General features: G+C 73.7%; 18 protein-coding genes. 3 read left to right on the top strand and 15 right to left on the bottom strand.

Going from position 1 to position 19,031, the window contains the following annotated elements; translation table 11 throughout:
* Nucleotides 1-274 precede the first annotated feature (274 nt).
* Both AB0P03_RS35630 and AB0P03_RS35625 read right to left on the bottom strand, forming a co-directional pair.
* A complete protein-coding gene (locus tag AB0P03_RS35630) occupies nucleotides 275-1,120 on the bottom strand; it encodes a helix-turn-helix transcriptional regulator (protein ID WP_363632730.1) in 846 nt (281 codons plus the stop codon).
* A 159-nt stretch (nucleotides 1,121-1,279) separates the two neighbouring features.
* The gene (locus tag AB0P03_RS35625) at nucleotides 1,280-2,098 is read right to left on the bottom strand and encodes a glucose 1-dehydrogenase (RefSeq protein ID WP_363632729.1); all 819 of its coding nucleotides are present in this window, start codon (nucleotides 2,096-2,098) and stop codon (nucleotides 1,280-1,282) included.
* A 99-nt stretch (nucleotides 2,099-2,197) separates the two neighbouring features.
* On the opposite strand from AB0P03_RS35625, the gene AB0P03_RS35620 reads away from it, so the two are divergent.
* Nucleotides 2,198-2,911 carry an NAD(P)-binding domain-containing protein gene (locus AB0P03_RS35620; RefSeq protein WP_363579925.1) on the top strand — a complete coding sequence of 238 codons (714 nt, stop codon included), beginning with the start codon at nucleotides 2,198-2,200 and terminating at the stop codon, nucleotides 2,909-2,911.
* Nucleotides 2,912-2,954: 43 nt separating this feature from the next.
* On the opposite strand, the gene galK is transcribed toward AB0P03_RS35620, so the two are convergent.
* Nucleotides 2,955-4,097 carry a galactokinase gene (gene galK / locus AB0P03_RS35615; RefSeq protein ID WP_363632728.1) on the bottom strand — a complete coding sequence of 381 codons (1,143 nt, stop codon included), beginning with the start codon at nucleotides 4,095-4,097 and terminating at the stop codon, nucleotides 2,955-2,957.
* A 56-nt stretch (nucleotides 4,098-4,153) separates the two neighbouring features.
* Nucleotides 4,154-5,254: a galactose-1-phosphate uridylyltransferase gene (gene galT, locus AB0P03_RS35610; RefSeq protein WP_363632726.1), complete on the bottom strand. Its 1,101-nt coding sequence runs from the start codon at nucleotides 5,252-5,254 to the stop codon at nucleotides 4,154-4,156.
* 191 nt (nucleotides 5,255-5,445) lie between these two features.
* Here galT and AB0P03_RS35605 point away from each other — a divergent pair, with 191 nt between their 5' ends.
* Nucleotides 5,446-6,270 carry a DeoR/GlpR family DNA-binding transcription regulator gene (locus tag AB0P03_RS35605; protein ID WP_363632724.1) on the top strand — a complete coding sequence of 275 codons (825 nt, stop codon included), beginning with the start codon at nucleotides 5,446-5,448 and terminating at the stop codon, nucleotides 6,268-6,270.
* 8 nt (nucleotides 6,271-6,278) lie between these two features.
* Here the strand turns inward: AB0P03_RS35605 and AB0P03_RS35600 are convergent, their stop codons facing one another.
* The 9 genes from AB0P03_RS35600 to AB0P03_RS35560 form a co-directional block, all read right to left on the bottom strand.
* On the bottom strand, nucleotides 6,279-7,331 hold the full coding sequence (locus tag AB0P03_RS35600) for a LacI family DNA-binding transcriptional regulator (protein ID WP_363632722.1): 1,053 nt from the start codon (nucleotides 7,329-7,331) through the stop codon (nucleotides 6,279-6,281).
* Nucleotides 7,332-7,388: 57 nt separating this feature from the next.
* On the bottom strand, nucleotides 7,389-9,101 hold the full coding sequence (locus AB0P03_RS35595) for a glycoside hydrolase family 36 protein (RefSeq protein WP_363632721.1): 1,713 nt from the start codon (nucleotides 9,099-9,101) through the stop codon (nucleotides 7,389-7,391).
* Between the two features lie 2 nt (nucleotides 9,102-9,103).
* Complete coding sequence (locus AB0P03_RS35590) at nucleotides 9,104-9,934, bottom strand: carbohydrate ABC transporter permease (RefSeq protein WP_363579919.1); 831 nt, start codon at nucleotides 9,932-9,934, stop codon at nucleotides 9,104-9,106.
* 86 nt (nucleotides 9,935-10,020) lie between these two features.
* Nucleotides 10,021-10,941, bottom strand: coding sequence for a sugar ABC transporter permease (locus AB0P03_RS35585; RefSeq protein WP_363579918.1), 921 nt, complete (start codon nucleotides 10,939-10,941; stop codon nucleotides 10,021-10,023).
* Nucleotides 10,938-12,281 (bottom strand): extracellular solute-binding protein, encoded by a 1,344-nt coding sequence (locus AB0P03_RS35580; protein ID WP_363632719.1) that lies wholly within the window; start codon nucleotides 12,279-12,281, stop codon nucleotides 10,938-10,940. The genes AB0P03_RS35585 and AB0P03_RS35580 overlap by 4 nt, the downstream gene beginning before the upstream one ends.
* A gap of 205 nt (nucleotides 12,282-12,486) precedes the next feature.
* A complete protein-coding gene (locus AB0P03_RS35575; RefSeq protein ID WP_363579916.1) occupies nucleotides 12,487-13,713 on the bottom strand; it encodes a radical SAM protein in 1,227 nt (408 codons plus the stop codon).
* 20 nt (nucleotides 13,714-13,733) lie between these two features.
* Nucleotides 13,734-14,468 carry a hypothetical protein gene (locus AB0P03_RS35570; RefSeq protein ID WP_363632717.1) on the bottom strand — a complete coding sequence of 245 codons (735 nt, stop codon included), beginning with the start codon at nucleotides 14,466-14,468 and terminating at the stop codon, nucleotides 13,734-13,736.
* A gap of 281 nt (nucleotides 14,469-14,749) precedes the next feature.
* Nucleotides 14,750-15,346: an isochorismatase family protein gene (locus AB0P03_RS35565; protein WP_363626198.1), complete on the bottom strand. Its 597-nt coding sequence runs from the start codon at nucleotides 15,344-15,346 to the stop codon at nucleotides 14,750-14,752.
* 110 nt (nucleotides 15,347-15,456) lie between these two features.
* Nucleotides 15,457-16,395, bottom strand: coding sequence for a MerR family transcriptional regulator (locus AB0P03_RS35560; RefSeq protein ID WP_363632716.1), 939 nt, complete (start codon nucleotides 16,393-16,395; stop codon nucleotides 15,457-15,459).
* A 63-nt stretch (nucleotides 16,396-16,458) separates the two neighbouring features.
* Between AB0P03_RS35560 and AB0P03_RS35555 the strand changes: the two genes are divergently transcribed.
* Nucleotides 16,459-17,220, top strand: coding sequence for a maleylpyruvate isomerase family mycothiol-dependent enzyme (locus tag AB0P03_RS35555; RefSeq protein WP_363579912.1), 762 nt, complete (start codon nucleotides 16,459-16,461; stop codon nucleotides 17,218-17,220).
* A 56-nt stretch (nucleotides 17,221-17,276) separates the two neighbouring features.
* Here AB0P03_RS35555 and lysA read toward each other — a convergent pair whose 3' ends face one another.
* Both lysA and AB0P03_RS35545 read right to left on the bottom strand, forming a co-directional pair.
* The gene (gene lysA, locus AB0P03_RS35550) at nucleotides 17,277-18,668 is read right to left on the bottom strand and encodes a diaminopimelate decarboxylase (protein ID WP_363579911.1); all 1,392 of its coding nucleotides are present in this window, start codon (nucleotides 18,666-18,668) and stop codon (nucleotides 17,277-17,279) included.
* A 51-nt stretch (nucleotides 18,669-18,719) separates the two neighbouring features.
* Nucleotides 18,720-18,932: a hypothetical protein gene (locus AB0P03_RS35545; RefSeq protein WP_363632714.1), complete on the bottom strand. Its 213-nt coding sequence runs from the start codon at nucleotides 18,930-18,932 to the stop codon at nucleotides 18,720-18,722.
* Nucleotides 18,933-19,031: the final 99 nt, after the last annotated feature.

Raw genomic sequence — 19,031 nt, 5'->3', positions numbered from 1 at the left:
GTCATCAAGCAGGCCATGGAGATCAACGACCGCCCGGTCGTCATCGACTTCATCGTCCACCAGGACGCCATGGTCTGGCCGATGGTCGCGGCCGGTACCAGCAACGACGAGATCCAGTTCGCCAAGGGCATCCGCCCCGACTTCGGCGACGACCTCGACTAACGCCCCCCTGAACCCCGGTCGTAGGCCCTCGACCCCCGCGAGGGCCTACGACCGGCCTTTTTGTGCCCAGGATCTCGTGCCGTTCGGCCAGACGGCCGTTGGAGCGGGCCGCTCAGCGGGCCGCCGACGCCGACCAGGAGAGCAGGAGGCGCAGGGCGTCGTCCGACGGGGTGTGCGGGTCGGCGGTGTAGGTGACGAGGGCCTGGTCGGGGTCGTCGGCGGGGCGGAGCGTGTCGTAGGCGAGGTCGAGGGGGCCGGCGATGGGGTGGTGGAAGAGCTTGCGGCCGGAGGTCTTGTCGGCGACCGGGTGTTCGGCCCAGAGGTGACGGAACTCCTCGCTGTGGACGCAGAGTTGGCCGACGAGTTCGGCGAGGAGGGGGTCGTGGGGGCGGCGGCCCGCCTCCAGGTGGAGGAAGGCGACGTTCTCGCGGGCGCAGGCCGTCCAGTCGCCATAGAGCTCGCGCGAGGCCGGATCGAGGAAGGTGCCGCGGGCGATGTTGCGGTCCTCGACCGGCAGGGCGCCGTAGTCGCCGAACAGCGCGACGGCCGCACGGTTCCAGGCCAGGACGTCCATCCGGTGGCCCATCACCAGCGCCGGGACGTGGTCGAGCTGGTCGAGCAGGCGCAGCAGGGAGGGGCGGGGCTGCTGCGGGGCGGTGCGGCGGCGGGGCGCGCGGCGGGTGGGGCGGGCGAGGCGGTGGAGGTGGCCGGACTCGTCGGGGGCGAGTTGCAGGGCGCGGGCGACGGCGTCGAGGACGGCTTCGGAGGGGTTGCCGACGCGGCCCTGTTCGAGGCGGGTGTAGTAGTCGACGCTGACCCCGGCGAGGTGGGCGAGCTCCTCGCGGCGCAGCCCCGCGACCCGGCGGCGTCCGCCGTAGTCGGGCAGGTCGACGTCCTCGGGCCGCAGCTGGGCGCGGCGGGTGCGGAGGAACTCGCTCAGGGCACTGGTCGGGTTCATGGGGATGATTCTCACCCGGAGGCGGCCGGCCGTGCCTGGCCCTGCCAGGACCAGGCACGGCCGGCACCGGGGCGCGGCCGAGGGCAGGCGGTAGCGGGGCGCGGCCGGGGGCAGGCGGTAGCGGGGCGCGGCCGGGGGCAGCCGGGGATCAACCGGACGTCAGCCCGCGACGGCCTGGACGGCGGGCACCAGGCCGCCGTCGATGACGATGTCCTGGGACGTGATGTAGGAGGACCGGTCGGAGAGCAGGAAGGCGATGGTTTCGGCGACGTCCTCGGCCCGGCCCAGGCGGCCGAGCGGGATGCGCGCGCGGATCGGCTCGTGAGCGGCCGGGTCGGGGATCACCGCGTGGAACATCTCGGTGGCGATGTAGCCGGGGCTGACGGAGTTGACCCGGATGCCGCGCGCGGCGAGGCCGCTGCCGAGGGTGCGGGCGAGGCTGAGGACGGCCGCCTTGGTCGCGGCGTAGACGGGGGCGTCGGGCAGGCCGCGGTGCGGGGTCCAGGAGGCGTTGAGCACGATGGAGCCGCCGCCGGCCGCCTCCAGCAGGGGCAGGGCGTGCTGGACGGTGAAGAACACGCCCTTGAAGTTGACGTCGACGGTGTGGTCGAAGTCGTCCTCGGTGACGTCGGCGGCGGGCTGGAAGACGCCGACGCCCGCGTTGGCGAAGACGCCGTCGAGCGCGCCGTGGCGCTCCCGGACGGTGGCGGCGAGCCGGGCGAGGTCGGCCCGGGCGGCGACGTCGGCGCGGACGGCGAGCAGCCGGTCGCCGCCGTCGAGCCGTTCGGCGGCGCGGGCGAGCCGGGCGTCGTCACGGCCGGTGATGACCACCCGGGCGCCGGCGGCGAGGAGGCGGCGGGCGGTGGCGAGGCCCATGCCGCTGGTGCCGCCGGTGATCAGGACGGTGCGGTCGGCGAATTCCCGGGGGTCGGCGGGATCCCGGGTCATGGCGTTGTCGGACGGGGCGTTGTCGGTCATGGCACCCACTCTCCCGACGGCCGTGGAGCCGGGGCCAGGCCCGGCCCGACCCTGGGTCCGGAAGAACCACCCTGCACCGGGAATCGACGGCGCCACCGGGTGGTTGGGGCAGGACGACAAGCGTGTGACACTCGCGAACAGGGGTCTGACATGAAGATCGGCATCATCGGTGCGGGCAACATCGGCGGCAACCTGACCCGACGGCTGACGGCGCTCGGGCACGACGTCTCGGTGGCCAACTCGCGCGGTCCCCAGTCGCTGGCCGCCCTGGCCGAGGAGACGGGCGCGACGGCCGTGCCTGCCACCGAGGCGGCGCGCGGAGCGCAGGTCGTGGTGGTGACGGTGCCGCTGAAGAACGTGCCGGACCTGCCGGCCGGGCTGCTGGACGGCGCGGCCGAGGGCGCGGCGGTGATCGACACCGGCAACTACTACCCGCAGCAGCGCGACGGCCGGATCGACGAGATCGAGGACGACGGGCTGACCGAGAGCCGGTGGACGGAGCGGCACCTCGGCCACCCCGTGGTGAAGGCGTTCAACGGCACCTACGCGCAGGACCTGCTGGAGCGGCCGCGGCCGGAGGGCGACCCGGAGCGGATCGCCCTGCCGGTGGCGGCGGACGACGAGGCGGCCAAGCGCGTGGTGCGGGCGCTGATCGACGAGTTGGGCTTCGACACGGTGGACGCGGGCGGGATCGACGAGTCCTGGCGCCAGCAGCCGGGCACGCCGGTGTACGGGCTGCGCGCCGGGGTGGAGGCGGTCACCCGGGCGCTCGCGGAGGCGTCTCCGGAGCGCCCGGCGGACCACAAGGCGTGACCCCGGGAAGGCGTGCTCCCCGCGCCGACCCCGACGGGCCCGGTCAGCCCGTGCGGCGGGCCCCCTCGGCCGGGACGGCCGTGAGGGTGCGCGGGGCGGCGTAGCCGGCCGCGCGGAACGCGGTGGTGACGGCGGCGGCGACGGTGTCGGCGGCCGGTGCGTCGACGAGGGCGATCACCGAGCCGCCGAAGCCGCCGCCGGTCATCCGCGCGCCGTGGGCGCCGGCGGCGAGGGCGGCCTCGACGGCGAGGTCGGTCTCGGGGCAGGAGACCCGGTAGTCGTCGCGCAGCGAGGCGTGGCCGGCGGTGAGGATCGGGCCGAGCGCGGCGGGCCGACCGGCGTCCAGATGGGCGACGGCGGCCGTGACGCGCTCGTTCTCGGTGACCACGTGGCGCACCAACGGCCTCAGCTCCTCCGGAAGTCGGGGCAGGGCGGCCGGCAGGGCGGCGGGCGTCAGCTCGCGCAGCGCGGGCAGTCCGAGCAGCGCGGCCGCCCGCTCGCAGCCGGCCCGCAGGGCGGCGTAGGCACCGTCGCCGAGGTCGTGCTTGACCCGGGTGTCGAGGACCAGCAGGGCGAGGCCGGAACCGGCGAGGTCCAGCGGCACCTGCCGCATCGCCAGGTCCCGGCTGTCGAGGTGCAGGGCGGCGCCCGGGCGGCAGCACATCGAGGCCATCTGGTCCATGATCCCGCAGGGGACGCCGACGAAGTCGTTCTCGGCCCGCTGTGCGATCAGGGCGAGGTCGGGTGCGGACAGGCCCAGCCCGTACAGGTCGTTGTACGCGATCGCGACGACGCATTCCAGGGCGGCCGAGGAGGACAGCCCGGCACCACCGGGCACGTCGCTCTCCAGTCGGAACTCGGCACCGCCGACGGGGTGCCCGGCCTCGCGCAGCGCCCACACCACGGCGGCCGGGAAGGCCGCCCAGCCGGGCACCGAGCCCGGGGCCAGGTCCGCGACGGCCAGGTCGGCGACCACCCCGTCGCCCTGGGCGGACCAGAGCCGCAGCCGGCCGTCGTCGCGGCGCCGGGCCTGGGCGCGGACGGCCTGCGGGAGGGCGATCGGCAGCACGAACCCGAGGTTGTAGTCGGTGTGTTCGCCGATCAGGTTGACCCGGCCGGGGGCGGCCCACTCCCCCTCGGGGGCGTGGCCGTGGAGCTCTTCGAAGGAGGCCGCGGGGGTGTTCACAGGAGTCTCCACGGGCGTGGTCACGGGCGTCGTCACGGGCGTACTTAGGGGCGTGGTCACAGGGCTACCTCCCGCAGCCGGCGGGCCGCGTCCTCGGGGGTGACGTCGTTGACGAAGGCGTCCATGCCGGATTCCACCCCGGCCAGGAACTTGAGCTTGTCGGCCGCGCGCCGGATGGTGAACAGCTCCAGGTGGAGGGCGAGTTCGTCCTCCTGGCCGGCGGGCGCCTGGTGCCAGGCGGAGATGTACGGGGTCCGGCCGGCGCCGAAGAGGCGGTCGAAGCGGCGCAGCAACTCCAGATAGAGGCGCGGGAATTCGGCGCGCTGCGGCTCGTCCAGGCCGGTCAGGTCGGCGACCCGGCGGTGCGGGTAGAGGTGCACCTCGTACGGCCAGCGGGCGGCGAAGGGGACGAAGGCCGTCCAGTGCTCTCCGGCGAGCACCACCCGGGCGCCGTCGGCGCGTTCGGCGGCGAGCAGGTCGTCGAAGAGGCTGCGGCCGGTGGCGGCGCGGTGTTCGGCCGCGCGCGCGGCCATCCGGGCGGTGCGCGGGGTGGTGAAGGGGAAGGCGTAGATCTGGCCGTGCGGGTGGGCGAGGGTGACGCCGATCTCGGCGCCCCGGTTCTCGAAGCAGTAGACCTGCCGGACGCCGGGGAGGGTGGCGAGTTCGGCAGTGCGGTCGGTCCAGGCGTCGAGGACGAGGCGGGCGCGCCGCTCGTCGAGGTCGGCGAAGGAGGCGTCGTGGTCGGCGGTGAAGCAGACCACCTCGCAGCGCCCGGCGCCGGGGCCGCTGACCCGCAGTCCGTCGACGCCTTCCAGCGCCGCCGGGGGGCCGGCCAGCGAGGGGAAGCGGTTCTCGAAGACGGCCACCTGGTAGTCGTCGGCGGGGATCTCGCTGTGCCGGCCGTCCCGGGAGGGGCAGAGCGGGCACTCCTCGGCGGGGGGCTGGTAGGTGCGGGCCTGGCGGTGCGCGGCGACGGTGACCCAGGCTCCGGTGGCCGGGTCGAGCCGGACCTCGGAGCCGTGGGCGGGCGGGTCGAGCGGGCGCCGGTCGACGGCGTCCCGGGGGACGGCCTCGCCGCTGTCGTAGTAGATCAGCTGTCGCCCGTCCGCGAGTGTGGTCGCGGTCTTGGCGGTGGGCTGGGTCAGGGTCCCGGCCATGGCCTTCTTCCCTCTATCCGACACGAAACAACAATATCCAACATTATCCATCAAGCCCGGCTGTCCGGAAGAGGCCCGCGCCTGCCATGATGGCGGTGACCGTGGCCCGCCGGGCGGCCAGTCGAACGGACGGCTGGACGGACGGCCGGCCGAACGGTCACGCCGACCACACCGACCCGAGGAGCCCCCCGATGGCTGACAGCGCCCAACCGCTCGCCGGACAGCGCCGCGTGCTGATCCTGGAGCGGGTCCGCGCGCGCGGCGGCGTCCGGGTGACCGAACTGGTCCGGGACCTCGGGGTGTCCGACATGACCATCCGCCGCGACCTGGACGCGCTGGCCCGCCGCGGCCTGGTGCACAAGGTGCACGGCGGGGCGGTGCGGACGGAGGCGGCGGCCAGCGGCGAGCCCGGGTTCGAGACCAAGGCCAACTGGCAGCTCCCCGCCAAGGAGGCCATCGCCCGGGCCGCCGCCGCCCTGGTGCCGCCCGGCTCGGCGGTCGGGCTGGCCGCCGGGACGACCACCTTCGCGGTCGCCCGGCAGCTGCGCGCCGTCGAGGGCCTCACCGTCGTCACCAACTCGCTGCGGATCGCGGAACTGCTGGAGGAACCCGACGAGGACGGCACCCCCGCCACCGCGACGGTGATCCGCACCGGCGGCGTCCGCACGCCCTCCGACGCGCTGGTCGGGCCGGTCGCCGACCAGGCGATCCGCTCGCTGCACGTCAACGTGCTGGTCATGGGCTGCCACGGCCTCTCGGCCGAGACCGGGCTGACCACCCCGAACCTGGCCGAGGCGGAGACCAACCGGACCTTCCTCCAGTCCGCCCGCCGGGTCGTCGTGGTGGCCGACCACACCAAGTGGAACGCGGTCGGCCTGGCCTCCTTCGCCGCACTGGAGCAACTGGACGTGCTGGTCACCGACGACGCACTGGCGGCCGAACACCGTTCGTCGGCCGCCCAGTTGGTGGGCGAGCTGATCGTCGCGCCGACCGGGGAGCAGGGCCCCCAGGCCTGACGGGCCCCCTACGGACCCGTCCGGGAACTCGCCCGCACCACCAGCTCGGCGGCCAGCTCAAGACCGCCCGCCGGCGGCGCCTCCCCGCGCACCTGGCCGAGCAGCCGCTCCACCAGGGCGGCGGCGATCGCCCGCAGCGGGAGCCGCACCGAGGTCAGCGCGGGGTGCAGGTGGCGGCAGAGCGGCGTGTCGTGGAAACCGGTGACCGCCACCCCCGCCGGCCCGACCGCCGATCCCTCCGCCCGGACCGCCTCGTAGACGTCCAGCGCCAGCAGGTCGCTGCCCGCCGCGAAGGCCGTCGGCCGCTCGGGCCCGCGCAGCAGCTCCCGCACGGCCGCGACGTCCGGCCGCGCCGCCGTCACCGCGGACAGGCCCAGCCGGGCCGCCTCGGCGAGGAAGCCCGCCCGCCGGGCGGCCATCCACGGCAGGTCCTCGGCGCGGCCGACGTACCCGATCCGGCGGTGGCCGAGCCCCGCCAGATGCCGCACCACCACGGCCATCGCCGTGTCGTTGGCGATGTCGACCCAGTGCTGGGGCTGCCCCGGGCCCGTCCGTCCGAAGGCGACGAACGGGAGGCCGGCCCGGACGACGTGCCCGATCCGGGGGTCATCGCCCAGCACGTCCGCCAGCACCAGCCCGTCGACCTGACGGGCCGCCACCAGTTCGTCGATGGCCGCCAGCGGGCCGGCCGCCCGCTGGACCCCGCTCTCGGCCGCACCCTGCCCCGGACGGAACAGCAGCACCCGCTGCCCCTGCGCCCCCGCCGCGTCGACCAGCGCCTCCAGGAAGCCGGCCATCAGCGGGTTGGGGTCGAACGGGTCGTCCACCGGGGCGAGGTAGCCGAGGGTGCGCCGGGCGCCGCTGCGCAGCGAACGCGCCGACTGGTCGGGCTGGTAGCCGAGTTCGCGGATCGCCGCGGTCACCCGGGCCAGCGTGTCCGGGCGGACCCGCTGGGGGGCGTTGAGCGCGTTGGAGACGGTCTGCCGGGACACCCCGGCCGCGCGGGCCACCTCCTCGATGGTGGTGGCGCCGCGGCGCGGTCGGGGTGTTCCCTCGGGCATCGGAGGCTCCAGGACGGCTGCTCGGGTCTGACGGGTGCTCGGTTCCACTGCTCGGTTCTACGGACGGCGCAGGGTCAGCAGCCCACCGCGCGGCACGGTGATGCCGCCCGCCCGGTCGAGCTCGACCTCGCCCTGCCGGACGATACGCCCTCGGGCGTCCTGCACGGTGGCCTCGGCCGTCCCGCCGCCGCCGGTGAGCCGGACGTCCGGGTCGGCGTCGGCGTTGGCGACCAGCAGGGTGCGCCAGTCCGCGCCGGAGACGTCCACCGGCAGCGCGGCGTAGCGGGCCACCGCGACGGTGCCGCCGCCGACGGCGGTGACCATCGGGTAGCCGAGGTCCGGCCGGGCCGGGCGCAGCTCGCCGAGCTGCAGGGTGGCGACGTGCTCGCGGAAGACGCCGAGCCAGAAGGCGATCGCCTCGCGCTGCCCGGGGCTCTGCGCCGCGAGGTCGACGGAGACCTGCGGCACCGAGAACAGCACGTTGATCAGGTGGCAGGCGATCTGCTCGGGCGGCTCGGCCGGGTGCCACATCAGCATGTCGGCGTGGACCGGGACGGGCCCGGCGGCGAGCCGCACGTCGATGGTGCGCTGCCGGTTCTCCTGCGGGCTGAGCGGGCAGTCGGTGGCGCGGACCATGGTGACGTACGGCCACAGGCCGGGGCTGACGTACGGCTGGCGGTGCTCGATCATCGCCCCCGGCTTGACCGCGGTGATCCGGCGGCGGATGGCGGCGAGCAGCCGCTCGACGCCCTCGTCCACGGTGGCGCAGTCGGCCTCGGGCCCGGCCTCCGGCGCGTCGGCGCGGGCGAACCAGTCGACGAAGTCGACCTTCAGTCCGTCCATGCCCCACTCCTCGACGGCGCGGGCGAGCCGGCCGGTCAGGAACTCGCGGACCTCGGGGTAGCGCGGGTCGGCGACGACCGCGCCCATGTGGGCGGCGTCGGCGAGCGCGTAGCGGCCGATCGCCTCGAAGGCTGCGCTGTCCTTGCCGATGAACGGCAGCGCGTACCAGAGCAGGTACTGCACGCCGAGGTCGTGGACGCGCTGGACGTGGGCGGCGGTGTCGGGCAGCGAGACCGGCTCCCAGTCCCCGCAGTGCGCGTAGCCGCGGGTGCGGTCGGCGGTCATCCAGCCGTCGTCGACGATGATGACGTCCATGCCGAGCTCCTTGCCGAGCGCGGCCTGGGTCTCGACGCCCTTGGGCGTGACGTCCTGGTGCATCGAGTACCAGGTGGAGTACGCGGGGCGGCGCGCGGCCTCGGGGATGTCGGCCTCGCGGTCGGTCCACCACCAGGCGGCGAGGCCGGCCAGGCAGCGGGCGAAGTGCCGGCGGGATGTGTCGATGCGGACGGTCAGCCGGCCGGCGGCCTGCGCCCAGAACCGGAACTCCCCGGTCTCCTCCAGCACTCCGGCGCCGGCCAGAACGTCGGCGCGCTCGGCCGCGAAGGCGCAGATCGCGAGGTCGCCGGTGCCGATCAGGGCGGCGATCGGGGCGCCGTTGGCCAGGCTGGTGCGGCGCGGAGCGCTCCACGCGGCGGGCAGCCAGCCGGTGCCGCGCGGCTCGGGCGTCCAGAACGCGGTGGCGTCCACGCACGGCACCCGCCACTCGATCCGGACGTCGCCCGTCCCTTCGGCGGTCACCTCGACGATTCCGTCACCCGCCCCGCGGGCGCTCGCGTTCCCGCTGACCCGCAGGTCCAGGCCCTCTACGTAGAGCGAACGCAGGCCGCCGGCGACGGCGGGGGCGTGCGGTTCCCAGATCTCGGTCATGTTCAGCCCTTCGTGGCGCCGGCCAGCAGGCCGGAGATGAACTGCCGCTGGAGGACCAGGAAGAGGACCATCATCGGCAGGGTGGACAGCGCGGTGCCGGAGAGGATCGCGCCGTAGTCGGTGTTGCTCTTGTTGCCGTGCAGGGTCGCGAGGGCGACCGGCAGGGTGTGCATCCCGGGGCTGCGCAGAGCGATCAGCGGCCAGACGAACTGGTTCCAGGAGCCGAGGAAGAGGAAGATCGAGAGGGCTGCCAGCACGGGCCTCATGACCGGTACCACCACGCTGAACAGCACCCGGAACTCGCCCGCGCCGTCGACCCGGGCGGCGTCCAGGAGTTCGTCCGGCAGGCTGCTCAGCGACTGCCGCATCAGGAAGATGGCGAAGGGCACGCACAGGCCGGGCAGGATCAGCGCCTGGTAGGTGTCCAGCAGGCCGAAGTTCGTCATCATCTTGAACAGCGGTACCAGCATGACCTGTTCGGGCACCACGAGGGTGGAGAACAGCAGGGCGAACAGCAGGGTCCGGCCGCGGAAGCGGAACTTGGCGAAGGCGTAGCCCGCGAGCAGCGCCACCACGAGGGCGCCCAGCGTCTGGACCCCCGCCACCAGCAGGGAGTTCCCGACGACCCTGAGCAGGCCGATCTTCTGCTCCAGGTGGCTCAGGTTCTCGCCGAGGCTCCCGCCGGGCAGCAGCTTGGGCGGCCAGTCGAAGACCTCGGTGTCCTTGCGGGTGGCGGAGACCACCAGCCAGTAGAAGGGGGCGATCGACAGCCCGGTGATGCCGGCGAGGAGGAAGGTCAGCGGCCAGCCGCGCAGCTTCTTGAGGGGGTTCACGCGCTCGGAGGCCTCGCTCTGGGGGGTATCGCTCTTGGAGGTATCGCTTTGGGAGGTATCGCTTTGGGAGGTATCGCTTTGGGAGGTCACTTGTCGCGCTCTCCCATCAGGCGCATCTGGACGGCGCCGAGCACCGTCACGAGCAGGGTGAGCGCGTAGGCGACGGCGGAGGCGTAGCCGAAGTCGTAGTACCGGAAGCCGTTCTGGTACAGGTACATGGAGACGGTCAGGGTGGCGTTGTCCGGCCCGCCGCCGGTCAGTACGTACGGCTCGTCGAAGAGCTGGAGCGTTCCGATGGTCGAGAGCACGACCGTGAACAGCAGCACCGGGCGCAGCGCGGGGACGGTGACGGAGGTGAAGCGGCGGATCGGTCCGGCGCCGTCGACCATCGCGGCCTCGTACAACTCCCGTGGAATGGACTGGAGTCCGGCGAGGTAGATGACGGCGTTGTATCCGGTGTAGTGCCAGGTGAGCACCACGACGACGGCCGCCCGGGCCCAGACGGGCTGGCCCAGCCAGTCGACGGAGGGCAGGCCGACGGCGTTCAGCACCCAGTTGACCGCACCGTCGTCGGTCTTGAGCAGGTAGGCGAAGATCACGCCGGTGGCGACCAGGCCGGTGACCGAGGGCATGAAGACGCCGAGGCGCCACACCGTGCGCCAGCGCACCACCGCGGAGTTGATGCCGACGGCCATCAGCAGGGCCAGTCCGAGCATCAGCGGGACCTGCATGACGAGGATCTCGCCGGTGTTGGACAGGGCCGTCCAGAACAGCGGGTCGTCCAGCAGGCGCCGGTAGTTGGCGAGGCCTGCGTCGCGGGTGGCGGCGCCGGAGCCGGTGGTGAAGGAGAGCAGCAGCGACTCGACGACCGGGTAGGCCTTGAACACGCCGAAGGTCAGCAGGGCGGGCGCGAGCAGCAGGTACGGTACGGCGGCGCGCCGCCGGCGGGACCGGCGCCGCGCTGCGGACCTCCTGGAGAGGGCGGCGGGCGGGCTGGCGGCACTCATGCGATACCGCGCCCGGTCTGCTGGGCGAGCTGCTTGGCGGCGTCCTGGAGGACGGCGGCCGGGTCGGCGCCCTTGAGGAGGACCTTGACCTGGGCGTCGCTGACGAGCTTGAGGGCGCGGGCGTAGTCACCGGAGTAGTTGGTGGGGTAGCCGCCCTCGGTGGCGAGGTCGGCGAAGGTCCTGAGCACCGGCTGCCCGCCGTAGTAGGCGCTCGGCGCGGCGTACAGCGGGTCGGTGTAGGCCTCGGTGAGGGCCGGGAAGACGCCGCCCGCGTTGAACATGGCGTTCACCGAGGCCGGGCGGGTGACCGTGTACTCGACGAACTTCCAGGCGGCGCGGCGGCGCGGGCTGGAGGCGGCGACGGCCAGGTGGGTGGAGTTGACCAGGGCGGTGCGCTTGCCGCCGGGGGTGACCGCCGGGGGCTTGGTGAGACGCCAGTTGCCGCTCTGGTCGGGGATCTTCTTCTCCAGGTAGTGCGCGACCCAGGCGGGCATCGCGGCCACCGCGAGCTTGCCGGCCTTCATCACGGGCGGCCAGCTCTGGACGCCGGGGGTGTCGCCGATCAGCCCGGCCTCGTCCAGCCGCTTGACGATGGTCAGGGCGCGCACGGCCGCCTCCGAGCCGACGGTGATCTTGCCCTGGAGGTCGAAGTAGAAGGCGCCCTGGAGCTGCATCAGGGCCTGGACGAAGTCCAGGTCGGGGGTGGGGTTGGCGGCCCTGTTGATGCCGATCAGGGCGACGCCGGGGTTGGCGGCCTTGAAACGGTCGGCCACGGCGAGCAGGTCGTCCCAGGTGGCGAAGGACTCGGGGTCGATGCCCGCCTTGTCGAAGTAGTCCTTGCGGTAGAAGAAGCCGAGCGGGTTGACCTCCCAGGGCAGTGCGTAGGCGTGGCCGTCCTTGCCGCTGACGACGGGCCACAGGCCCTTGGCGAACTTGTCCTTGTGCGCGTCGGCGCCGAGCGCGGAGAGGTCGGCCAGGCCGCCGGGGAACTTCTCCTGGTATCCGGGCAGGTAGTCGCAGCCGATGTGCAGCACGTCGCCGAGGCCTTGGCCGCCGGCCGCCAGGCCGACGGTGATCTTGTCCCAGATGGCCGGTTCGCCGATGTCCTGGACGTCGACCGTGATCCCCGGGTTGTCCTTCTCGAAGGCCGGGACGATCCCGCGCAGGGCTTCGGCTGCCGTGGCCCAGGACCAGACGGTGATGTTGCCGGTGTCGGCGTCCCCGCCCGAGGCGCCCCCGGAGCCGGAGTCGCCGCAGGCTGCGAGCGTGCCGCCGGCGGTCAGGGCCAGCAGGCCCGCTCCTGAGGCTCGGAGCAGATCACGACGGGAAAGGTGTGACATTGCATTCCTCTCTGAGGGGTGGCGAGGAAGGGTTTGAGGCAGGAAGGGCGAGGCAGGGGGAGGGAGCTTGAAGGGTTTTGAACGTTCAAATACACAAAACAAACCAGAACCAAACAGGTTCGAACGAGCGGGTCACAGCAAACGCCCACCCTCCCCGCGCCGTCAAGACCTGGGCGCGGAGAGGGTGGGCTCCGAAACCGTTCTGTTATCCCAGGACCGCGTCCGGAGCGCCGAACACGGTTCCCGGGGTGACCGGGATCCCCCGCGCCATGGCCTCGAAGTCCAGGATCGGATGGGTCAGGATCTCCTCGACCTCGTCGGTCAGGAGGTTGCCCAGGATGAACTCCTCCTCCGCGCCCGACCCGAAGGTGACCACCTGCCCGCTCGACTGGATCATCCAGTTCAGCAGCTCCCGCTCGCTGCTCTCCGCGAGGTGGATCTCCCGGCCGGGGTGGTCGCGCCGGATCCCGTCGACGACCGCGCGGACCTCCTCCACCGCCACGCCGAGCCTGCGCACCGTGGCCGGCGAGGCCCGCCGGCCCCACCACTGGAAGATCACCCACTGGGCGACCGACGGGTGGGACAGCACCTCCGCGGCGAGCTCCGGCAGCTGGTGGAGGTTCTCGGCACTCGCCACGGTGTGCACCCGCACCCGGTCGAAGCCCTCGGCGTCGCACAGGGCCAGGGACTCCAGCAGCGCGTCGAGGAGCCTGTCGTCCGGGCTCCGGCGGAAGGCGCGCTGCACCTCCGGCGTGACGGCGTCCAGTGGCAGCCGCAGCGAGGACAGGCCGTGGAGCCGGGAGAGCTTCTCGGCGGTGAGCGTGTAGCCGGTGGTGTCGAGGCCGACCTTGAGACCACTGGCGATGGCGTGGTCAACCACGTCGAAGACCGGCGGCCACAGCAGCGGGTCACCTCCGGCCAGGACCAGGTCGGTGGTCCCGTGCGCGGCCAGCTTCCCGACGATCCGCCTGGCCTGGTCGAGGTCGATCTGCTCCGCCGCGAACGGGTTGTAGCAGCCCTGGCAGGACATCGGACAGCGGTTGTTGATCGACCAGTTGACCCGCCGGACGCGGCGGCCGGTACGCGGCTGGTCGGCCCTGCTGCGGATCCCGGCCACCAGCCGGGCCAGGCGGACGGCCTGCGGGAGGGTGGAGCCGGCGAGCAGTTCCCCGGCCCGTTCGACGCCGGCCGCGGTGGCGTTGTTCTGGAGCAGGAGGAAGGCCAGGCGCCACCGCATGGCCTCGTCCCCCGGGTCCTGGCCCAGGGCCTGTTCGACCCGCTCGGTCAGGGCGCCGAGGTAGCCGGGGGTGAAGTTGGCGGGTTCCAGGCGCCTTTGGAACGCATCGGCTATCGACCCGCGCGCCAGGGCCCGGTCGTAGCCGGCCCGCAACGGGTGCGGGGGCAGGATCTCCACGTGCTGCCGGGTGGGCATTCGGTGTTCTCCGGTACGGGTCAGTTCGGGGCGGACGGCAGCATGACGACCATCGAGTCGGCGGACGACAGGCCCATGCCCTCGACGAAGACCGCGTCGCGGACGAGCTGCGCGATGGCGGGGTGGGTGGGGGCGGCGAGGTAGCGGGCGGTGGATTCGAGCGGGGTGATGTCGTGCTTGGCGATCAAGGTGCGCAGCGAGCCCGGCAGGTCGTCGAGGCCCTCGCGGATGTCCTCCAGGTCGAACCGGTCGGCCAGCCGCATCGCCGCCCTGCGGGCCTTGGCGAGGTTGGTCGTCGGGTCCAGGATGGTCGCCTTGGCCAGGTAGTAGGGGACGGGCTGCATCATCCAGGCCAGCGCCTCGCCCGGGTCGTCCTCGTCGTGGCCGGAGTGGTCGAAGGCCTCCGACCCGAGCCCGAGGCCGTCGCAGAACCACTCGGGCCGCATGCTGATCCGGTAGTGGGCGTGACCGGCCAGCCGGAACGCCGGGAGCATGGCTATGACGGACGTCGTCTCGATCCGGAACGTGTCGGAGATCCGCCGCATCGTCCGCCCCAGCACGGCCCGGACCTCCGGCACGTCGGCCCCGTCGGCCACGACGTGGATCAGGTCGAGGTTGGAGACGATGTCGCCGGCGGGCCCGGTGCGGTGCTCGCCTCGGGCCAACGAGCCGGTCGCCGCCACTGACATGTCGGTCACGTCCGCGAACTCGCGGGCCAGCTCCTGGAACAGCAGGGGGACGTCTTCGGCTCTCACGCGCTTCCTCGGGTGTCGGCTACGGAGGTGGAGTCGACGCCCTCTCTTCCAATGCCGCTCACATCATGGAGAGTTGGCGTTCAGATGGGCACCCTAACAGCGACCCGCCACAAATGGTCGTGTTTGCACCACATATCTCACACACCACAGCTGACGGACCGACACAAGCGGTCTCAACCAGTCACTCAAGTGCCGCCCGCGACACGTGGATCGGGTGGGCATCGAGACATCTGAACCACACCTGCGCGAGAAGTCGGCCGGGCCGACTTCTCGCGCAAACCTCATCCGGCCAGCACGACCGGCGTGCCCGTCAGGTCCACGCCCGCCTGCCGGAGTTCGCCGAGGGCGGTGACCGTGGTGTCGGTGGCCACGCCCGCCGTGTAGTCCAGCAGCACCCTGGTCGCGAACCCAGCCTTCACGGCGTCCAGCGCCGTCGCCTTCACGCAGTGGTCGGTGGCGATCCCGACCACGTCCACCGCGTCCACGCCCTGGCCGCGCAGCCAGTCGGCGAGCCGGGTGCCGTCCGCCGCGAAGCCCTCGAACCCGCTCTTGGACGCCGAGTGCGCGCCCTTGAAGAACACCTCGTCCACCGCGCCCGCGTCGACGGCGGGCGCGAAGGACGGGTGGAACTCGCCGCCCTCGCTGCCGACCACGCAGTGCACCGGGAAGGACTCCCGGAAGTCCGGCCGCGCGGAGAAGTGCGGGCCCGGGTCGATGTGGTGGTCCCGGGTCGCGACCACCCGCGCCCAGCCCTCCCGCTCCGGGCCCTGGACCAGCTCGGCGATCGCCCGGGCCCGGTCGGCGCCCCCGCCGACCGGGACGCTCCCTCCCTCGCAGAAGTCCTTCTGCACATCCACCACGATCAGCGCGCGAGCCATCGACCGGCCTTTCCTCGGGGGTACGGATTTCGCGGCCAGCTTGACGCCTTCGAGGTGCGTGGACGAAGCAACCCGGGCTGCCGTTCACCCGGACGGGCCTGGCGCGGCGATCAGCACACCCCGGCGGCGCCGCCAAGGCCCGCAGCGGAGCGTTCGAGGGAGTCGGTCAGCCACAGGTAGGACAGGCCGACCGTGACCGAATCCCCGCTCGCCTCGGCCACGAGCCGCCAGTAGCGGCGCATCCGCGGGTCCCGGTCGACGGCCACGTAAGCCAGCAGGCGGCCCCTGAACTTCGGGGTGTCGCGGTCGCCGCGGACGGCGGCGTGGGCCGCGACGAACCGGTCGAGCGCGGGGCCCGCCCGGGGCTGCTCACCCGCCCGCACCAGGGGCTGGGCCAGCGCGCACGCCTCGCCGATCCCGCTCACCAACTCGTCCTCGTCGGCGATCAGCGTGGCGCCGGCCCGCGCCCTGGCCAGCAGGCCGCGGCTCAGTTCCCGGTCACCGGCCAGGGCGAACAGTTCGGCGAACGCGACCACCTGCGGCGGGGTCGGGTCGGCGGGCGGCTCGGGTACGGCGATCGCCACGAACGCGGTGAGCATCGCCTCCGACACCGGGGCGGCCATCGCGCGCCTCCAGAAGCCGATCAGCGCGTCACGGGCGGCTCCCCCGCCCTCCATCGCGGCCAGCAGCTCCAGCCTGGCGGCCCGGTCGGCCGGTCCGGCCTCCTCGACAGCGCGCAGCGAGGCCCGCCGCCAGGCCAGGTCCGCGAGCCGCACGTCGAGCGCGGCCCGCTCGGCCGCGACGACCTCGGCCACGGAACGTTCTCCGGCGAGCACCTGCCTGACCGAGGGCAGCCCGAGCCCGAGCCTGCGCAGCCGTCTGACCAGGCCCAGCCGCTCCACGGCCACGTGGTCGAACCTGCGGTGCCCGCCCGTGCTGCGCACCGAGTCGACGATGCCCTCGTCGCAGTAGAAGCGGATGGTCCGCACCGGCACGCCGGTCAGCCGGGCCAGCTCGCCGATCCCCAACGTCTCATCGAGCAAAGGCACTTGAACCTCCACCGGACTGGAGTTCCTACCGTACCCAGGTAACCCCGAGAGAGGAGCGCCGTCATGACATCAACACTGGACACCGCACGGCTCGTGGAGGGCCTGCGGGAGCAGAGCGCGAGGACAGGCCGCGCGGTCGCCGGAAGGGACCCGGACACCCCGGTGCCCACCTGCCCGCAGTGGCCGCTGCGCACCCTCGTCGGGCACGTCGGCCAGGAGCACCGGTGGGCGGCCGAACTCGTGCGCACGCGCGAGCAGTTGCCCGCCCCCGACCCGTGGCAGGCCGATCCCGGCGCCCCGGACGGGTGGGCTCGGTGGCTGCGCGAGGGCGCGGAGGACCTGGTCCGCGCGGTCCAGGAGACCGGCGCGGACACCGAGTTGCCCACGTTCTTCGGGCCACGGCCGGCGGCATTCTGGCTCCGCAGGCAGCTGAGCGACACCTGCGTCCATCACTACGACGCGGCGTCGGCGACGGGCACCGCGTTCGAGATCGCCGACGACCTCGCGGCCGACGTGATCAGCGAGAACCTCGACCTGCTGTGCACGCCGGCCTTCGAGTCGGTCAGGCCTGCGGTCGCCGAGCTGCGCGGCCGGGGCGAGCGGGTCGGGTTCCGGCCGAGGTCCACGGAGGGCTGGGTGGTCACCAGGGCGCCCGAGGCGCTGCGGTGGGAGCGCGGGCGGGTCGAGGCCGACGTGGTGGTGTCGGGCGCGGTGGCGGACCTCATGCTGGTGCTCTCCCGCCGCCTCCCACCGCAGGACGACCGGGTGACGGTGACGGGCGACCGCGCTTTGCTGGACCACTGGCTGATCCACACGGCCTTCTAGCTACCAGAGCTGCGTGAGAAGTCGGCGGGGCCGACTTCTCGCGCAACGGTATTCGGCTACCGGCCGACCTCGCGGAGGCGGAAGTCCTCGACCGTCTCCCGGCGGATCAGCAGGCGGGCCCGGCCGTCCTTGACGGCGGCCACCGCCGGGCGGCCGACCAGGTTGTAGCCGGAGGCCATCGACAACTGGTACGCCCCGGCCGCCGGGACGGCCAGCAGGTCCCCCGCACGCAGGTCGGCGGGCAGCACGGCGTCACGGACCAGCACGTCGCCGGCCTCGCAGTGCCGGCCCACCACGTCCACCCGGGCCGCGCCCGCCTCCGAACGGCGGCCCACCAGGCGGACGCTGTACGGCGATCCGTACAGCGCCGGGCGCGGGTTGTCGCTCATCCCGCCGTCCACGGCGGCGAAGCAGTGGCCGTCCGCGGTGTGCTTCACCGACAGCACCCGGTACACGGCGACGGCGGCCGGGCCGGCCAGCGCGCGGCCGGGCTCGACGATCAGCCGCGGCACCTCCAGGCCCGCCTCGGCGCAGCGCACCGCCAGCCGGTCGGTCACCCGGACGGCGAAGTCGGCGACGTCGAACTCGGCGTCCCCCGGCAGGTAGCGGATGCCGTGACCGCCGCCGAGGTCCAGTTCGGGCAGTTCCACGCCGTGCTGCTCCCGGATCTCCGCGAGCAGCCGCACCAGCGCGTCCACCGCCTGGAGGTAGGGCTCGACCTCGGTGATCTGCGAGCCCAGGTGGCAGTGCAGGCCGGCCAGTTCGAGCCCGGGCTGGTCGAGCACCCGGGCGATCGCGTCGGCCGCGTCGCCGCCCTCGATCGGGAAGCCGAACTTCTGCCCGCCCACTCCCGTCTGGACCGCCGTGTGGTGCCCGGCGGCGATCCCCGGGACGACCCGGACGAGTACCCGCTGCGGGGTGTCGGCGGCCACCAGGGCGGCCAGCCGGGCGATCTCCGCCGGTCCGTCGATCACGATCCGCCCGACCCGCAGCCGCCGGGCCAGCCGCAGTTCCTCCGGGGACTTGGCGTTGCCGTGCAGCAGGATCCGCTGCGCCGGGAAGCCTGCCGAGGCGGCCAGCCACAGCTCGCCGGAGGAGCAGACGTCCAGGCCCAGGCCCTCCTCGGCCACCCAGTCGGCCATCGCGCTGCACAGGAACGCCTTGGCGGCGTACAGCACCTCGGCGTGCGGCAGCGCCCGCCGGTACGCCCGGGCGCGGTTGCGCACCTCGGCCTCGTCCAGGACGTACAGCGGGGTGCCGAACCGCTCGGCCGCCTCCGCCAGCCCCACCCCGCCGACCAGCACGTCGCCGCCGGGGCCGGGCCGCGCCGAGGCCGGCCAGGGGCCGCCGAGCGCGTCGACGGCCGGGGCGTCGGGGCGGGCGGTGGAGGTGCCGGTGGAGGGGGCGGGGACGGCGGAGGGGACGGACGGGGCGGTCAGCTGCGTCATGGCGGTACTCCTACGGGGCGGGGCGGGGGTGCGGCACGCGGTGGGCGGGGGTCAGTCCTCGAACTGCATCGCGATCCGGCAGTGCGCCGGGCGGCCGCGGTCGTGGCCGACCGTGGACGAGGGCGCCGGTTCGGGCGGCTCGGGGCTGTCCTGAAGCTCCTGCCGCTCCTGCCGCTCCTGCCGGTCCTGCCGGACACCGGCGGGCACCAGGCGGACCAGGCGGCGCGGCGACTGGTCGACGGCGGTGACGATCGTGCTGCTCACGGGTGGCTCCTCGGGCTCGGGCGGGCCGCCGTGGTGCGGCCCTCGGTTCCAGTGGATGCCCACCGAACGCCGATCGCACCGGGCCTTGACGCGTGGCCT

The organism is Kitasatospora sp. NPDC088779, assembly GCF_040685395.1.
Taxonomy (GTDB): domain Bacteria; phylum Actinomycetota; class Actinomycetes; order Streptomycetales; family Streptomycetaceae; genus Kitasatospora.
The sequence above is the reverse complement of the archived record's forward strand: the minus strand, read 5'-3'. Positions and strand labels throughout refer to the sequence as shown.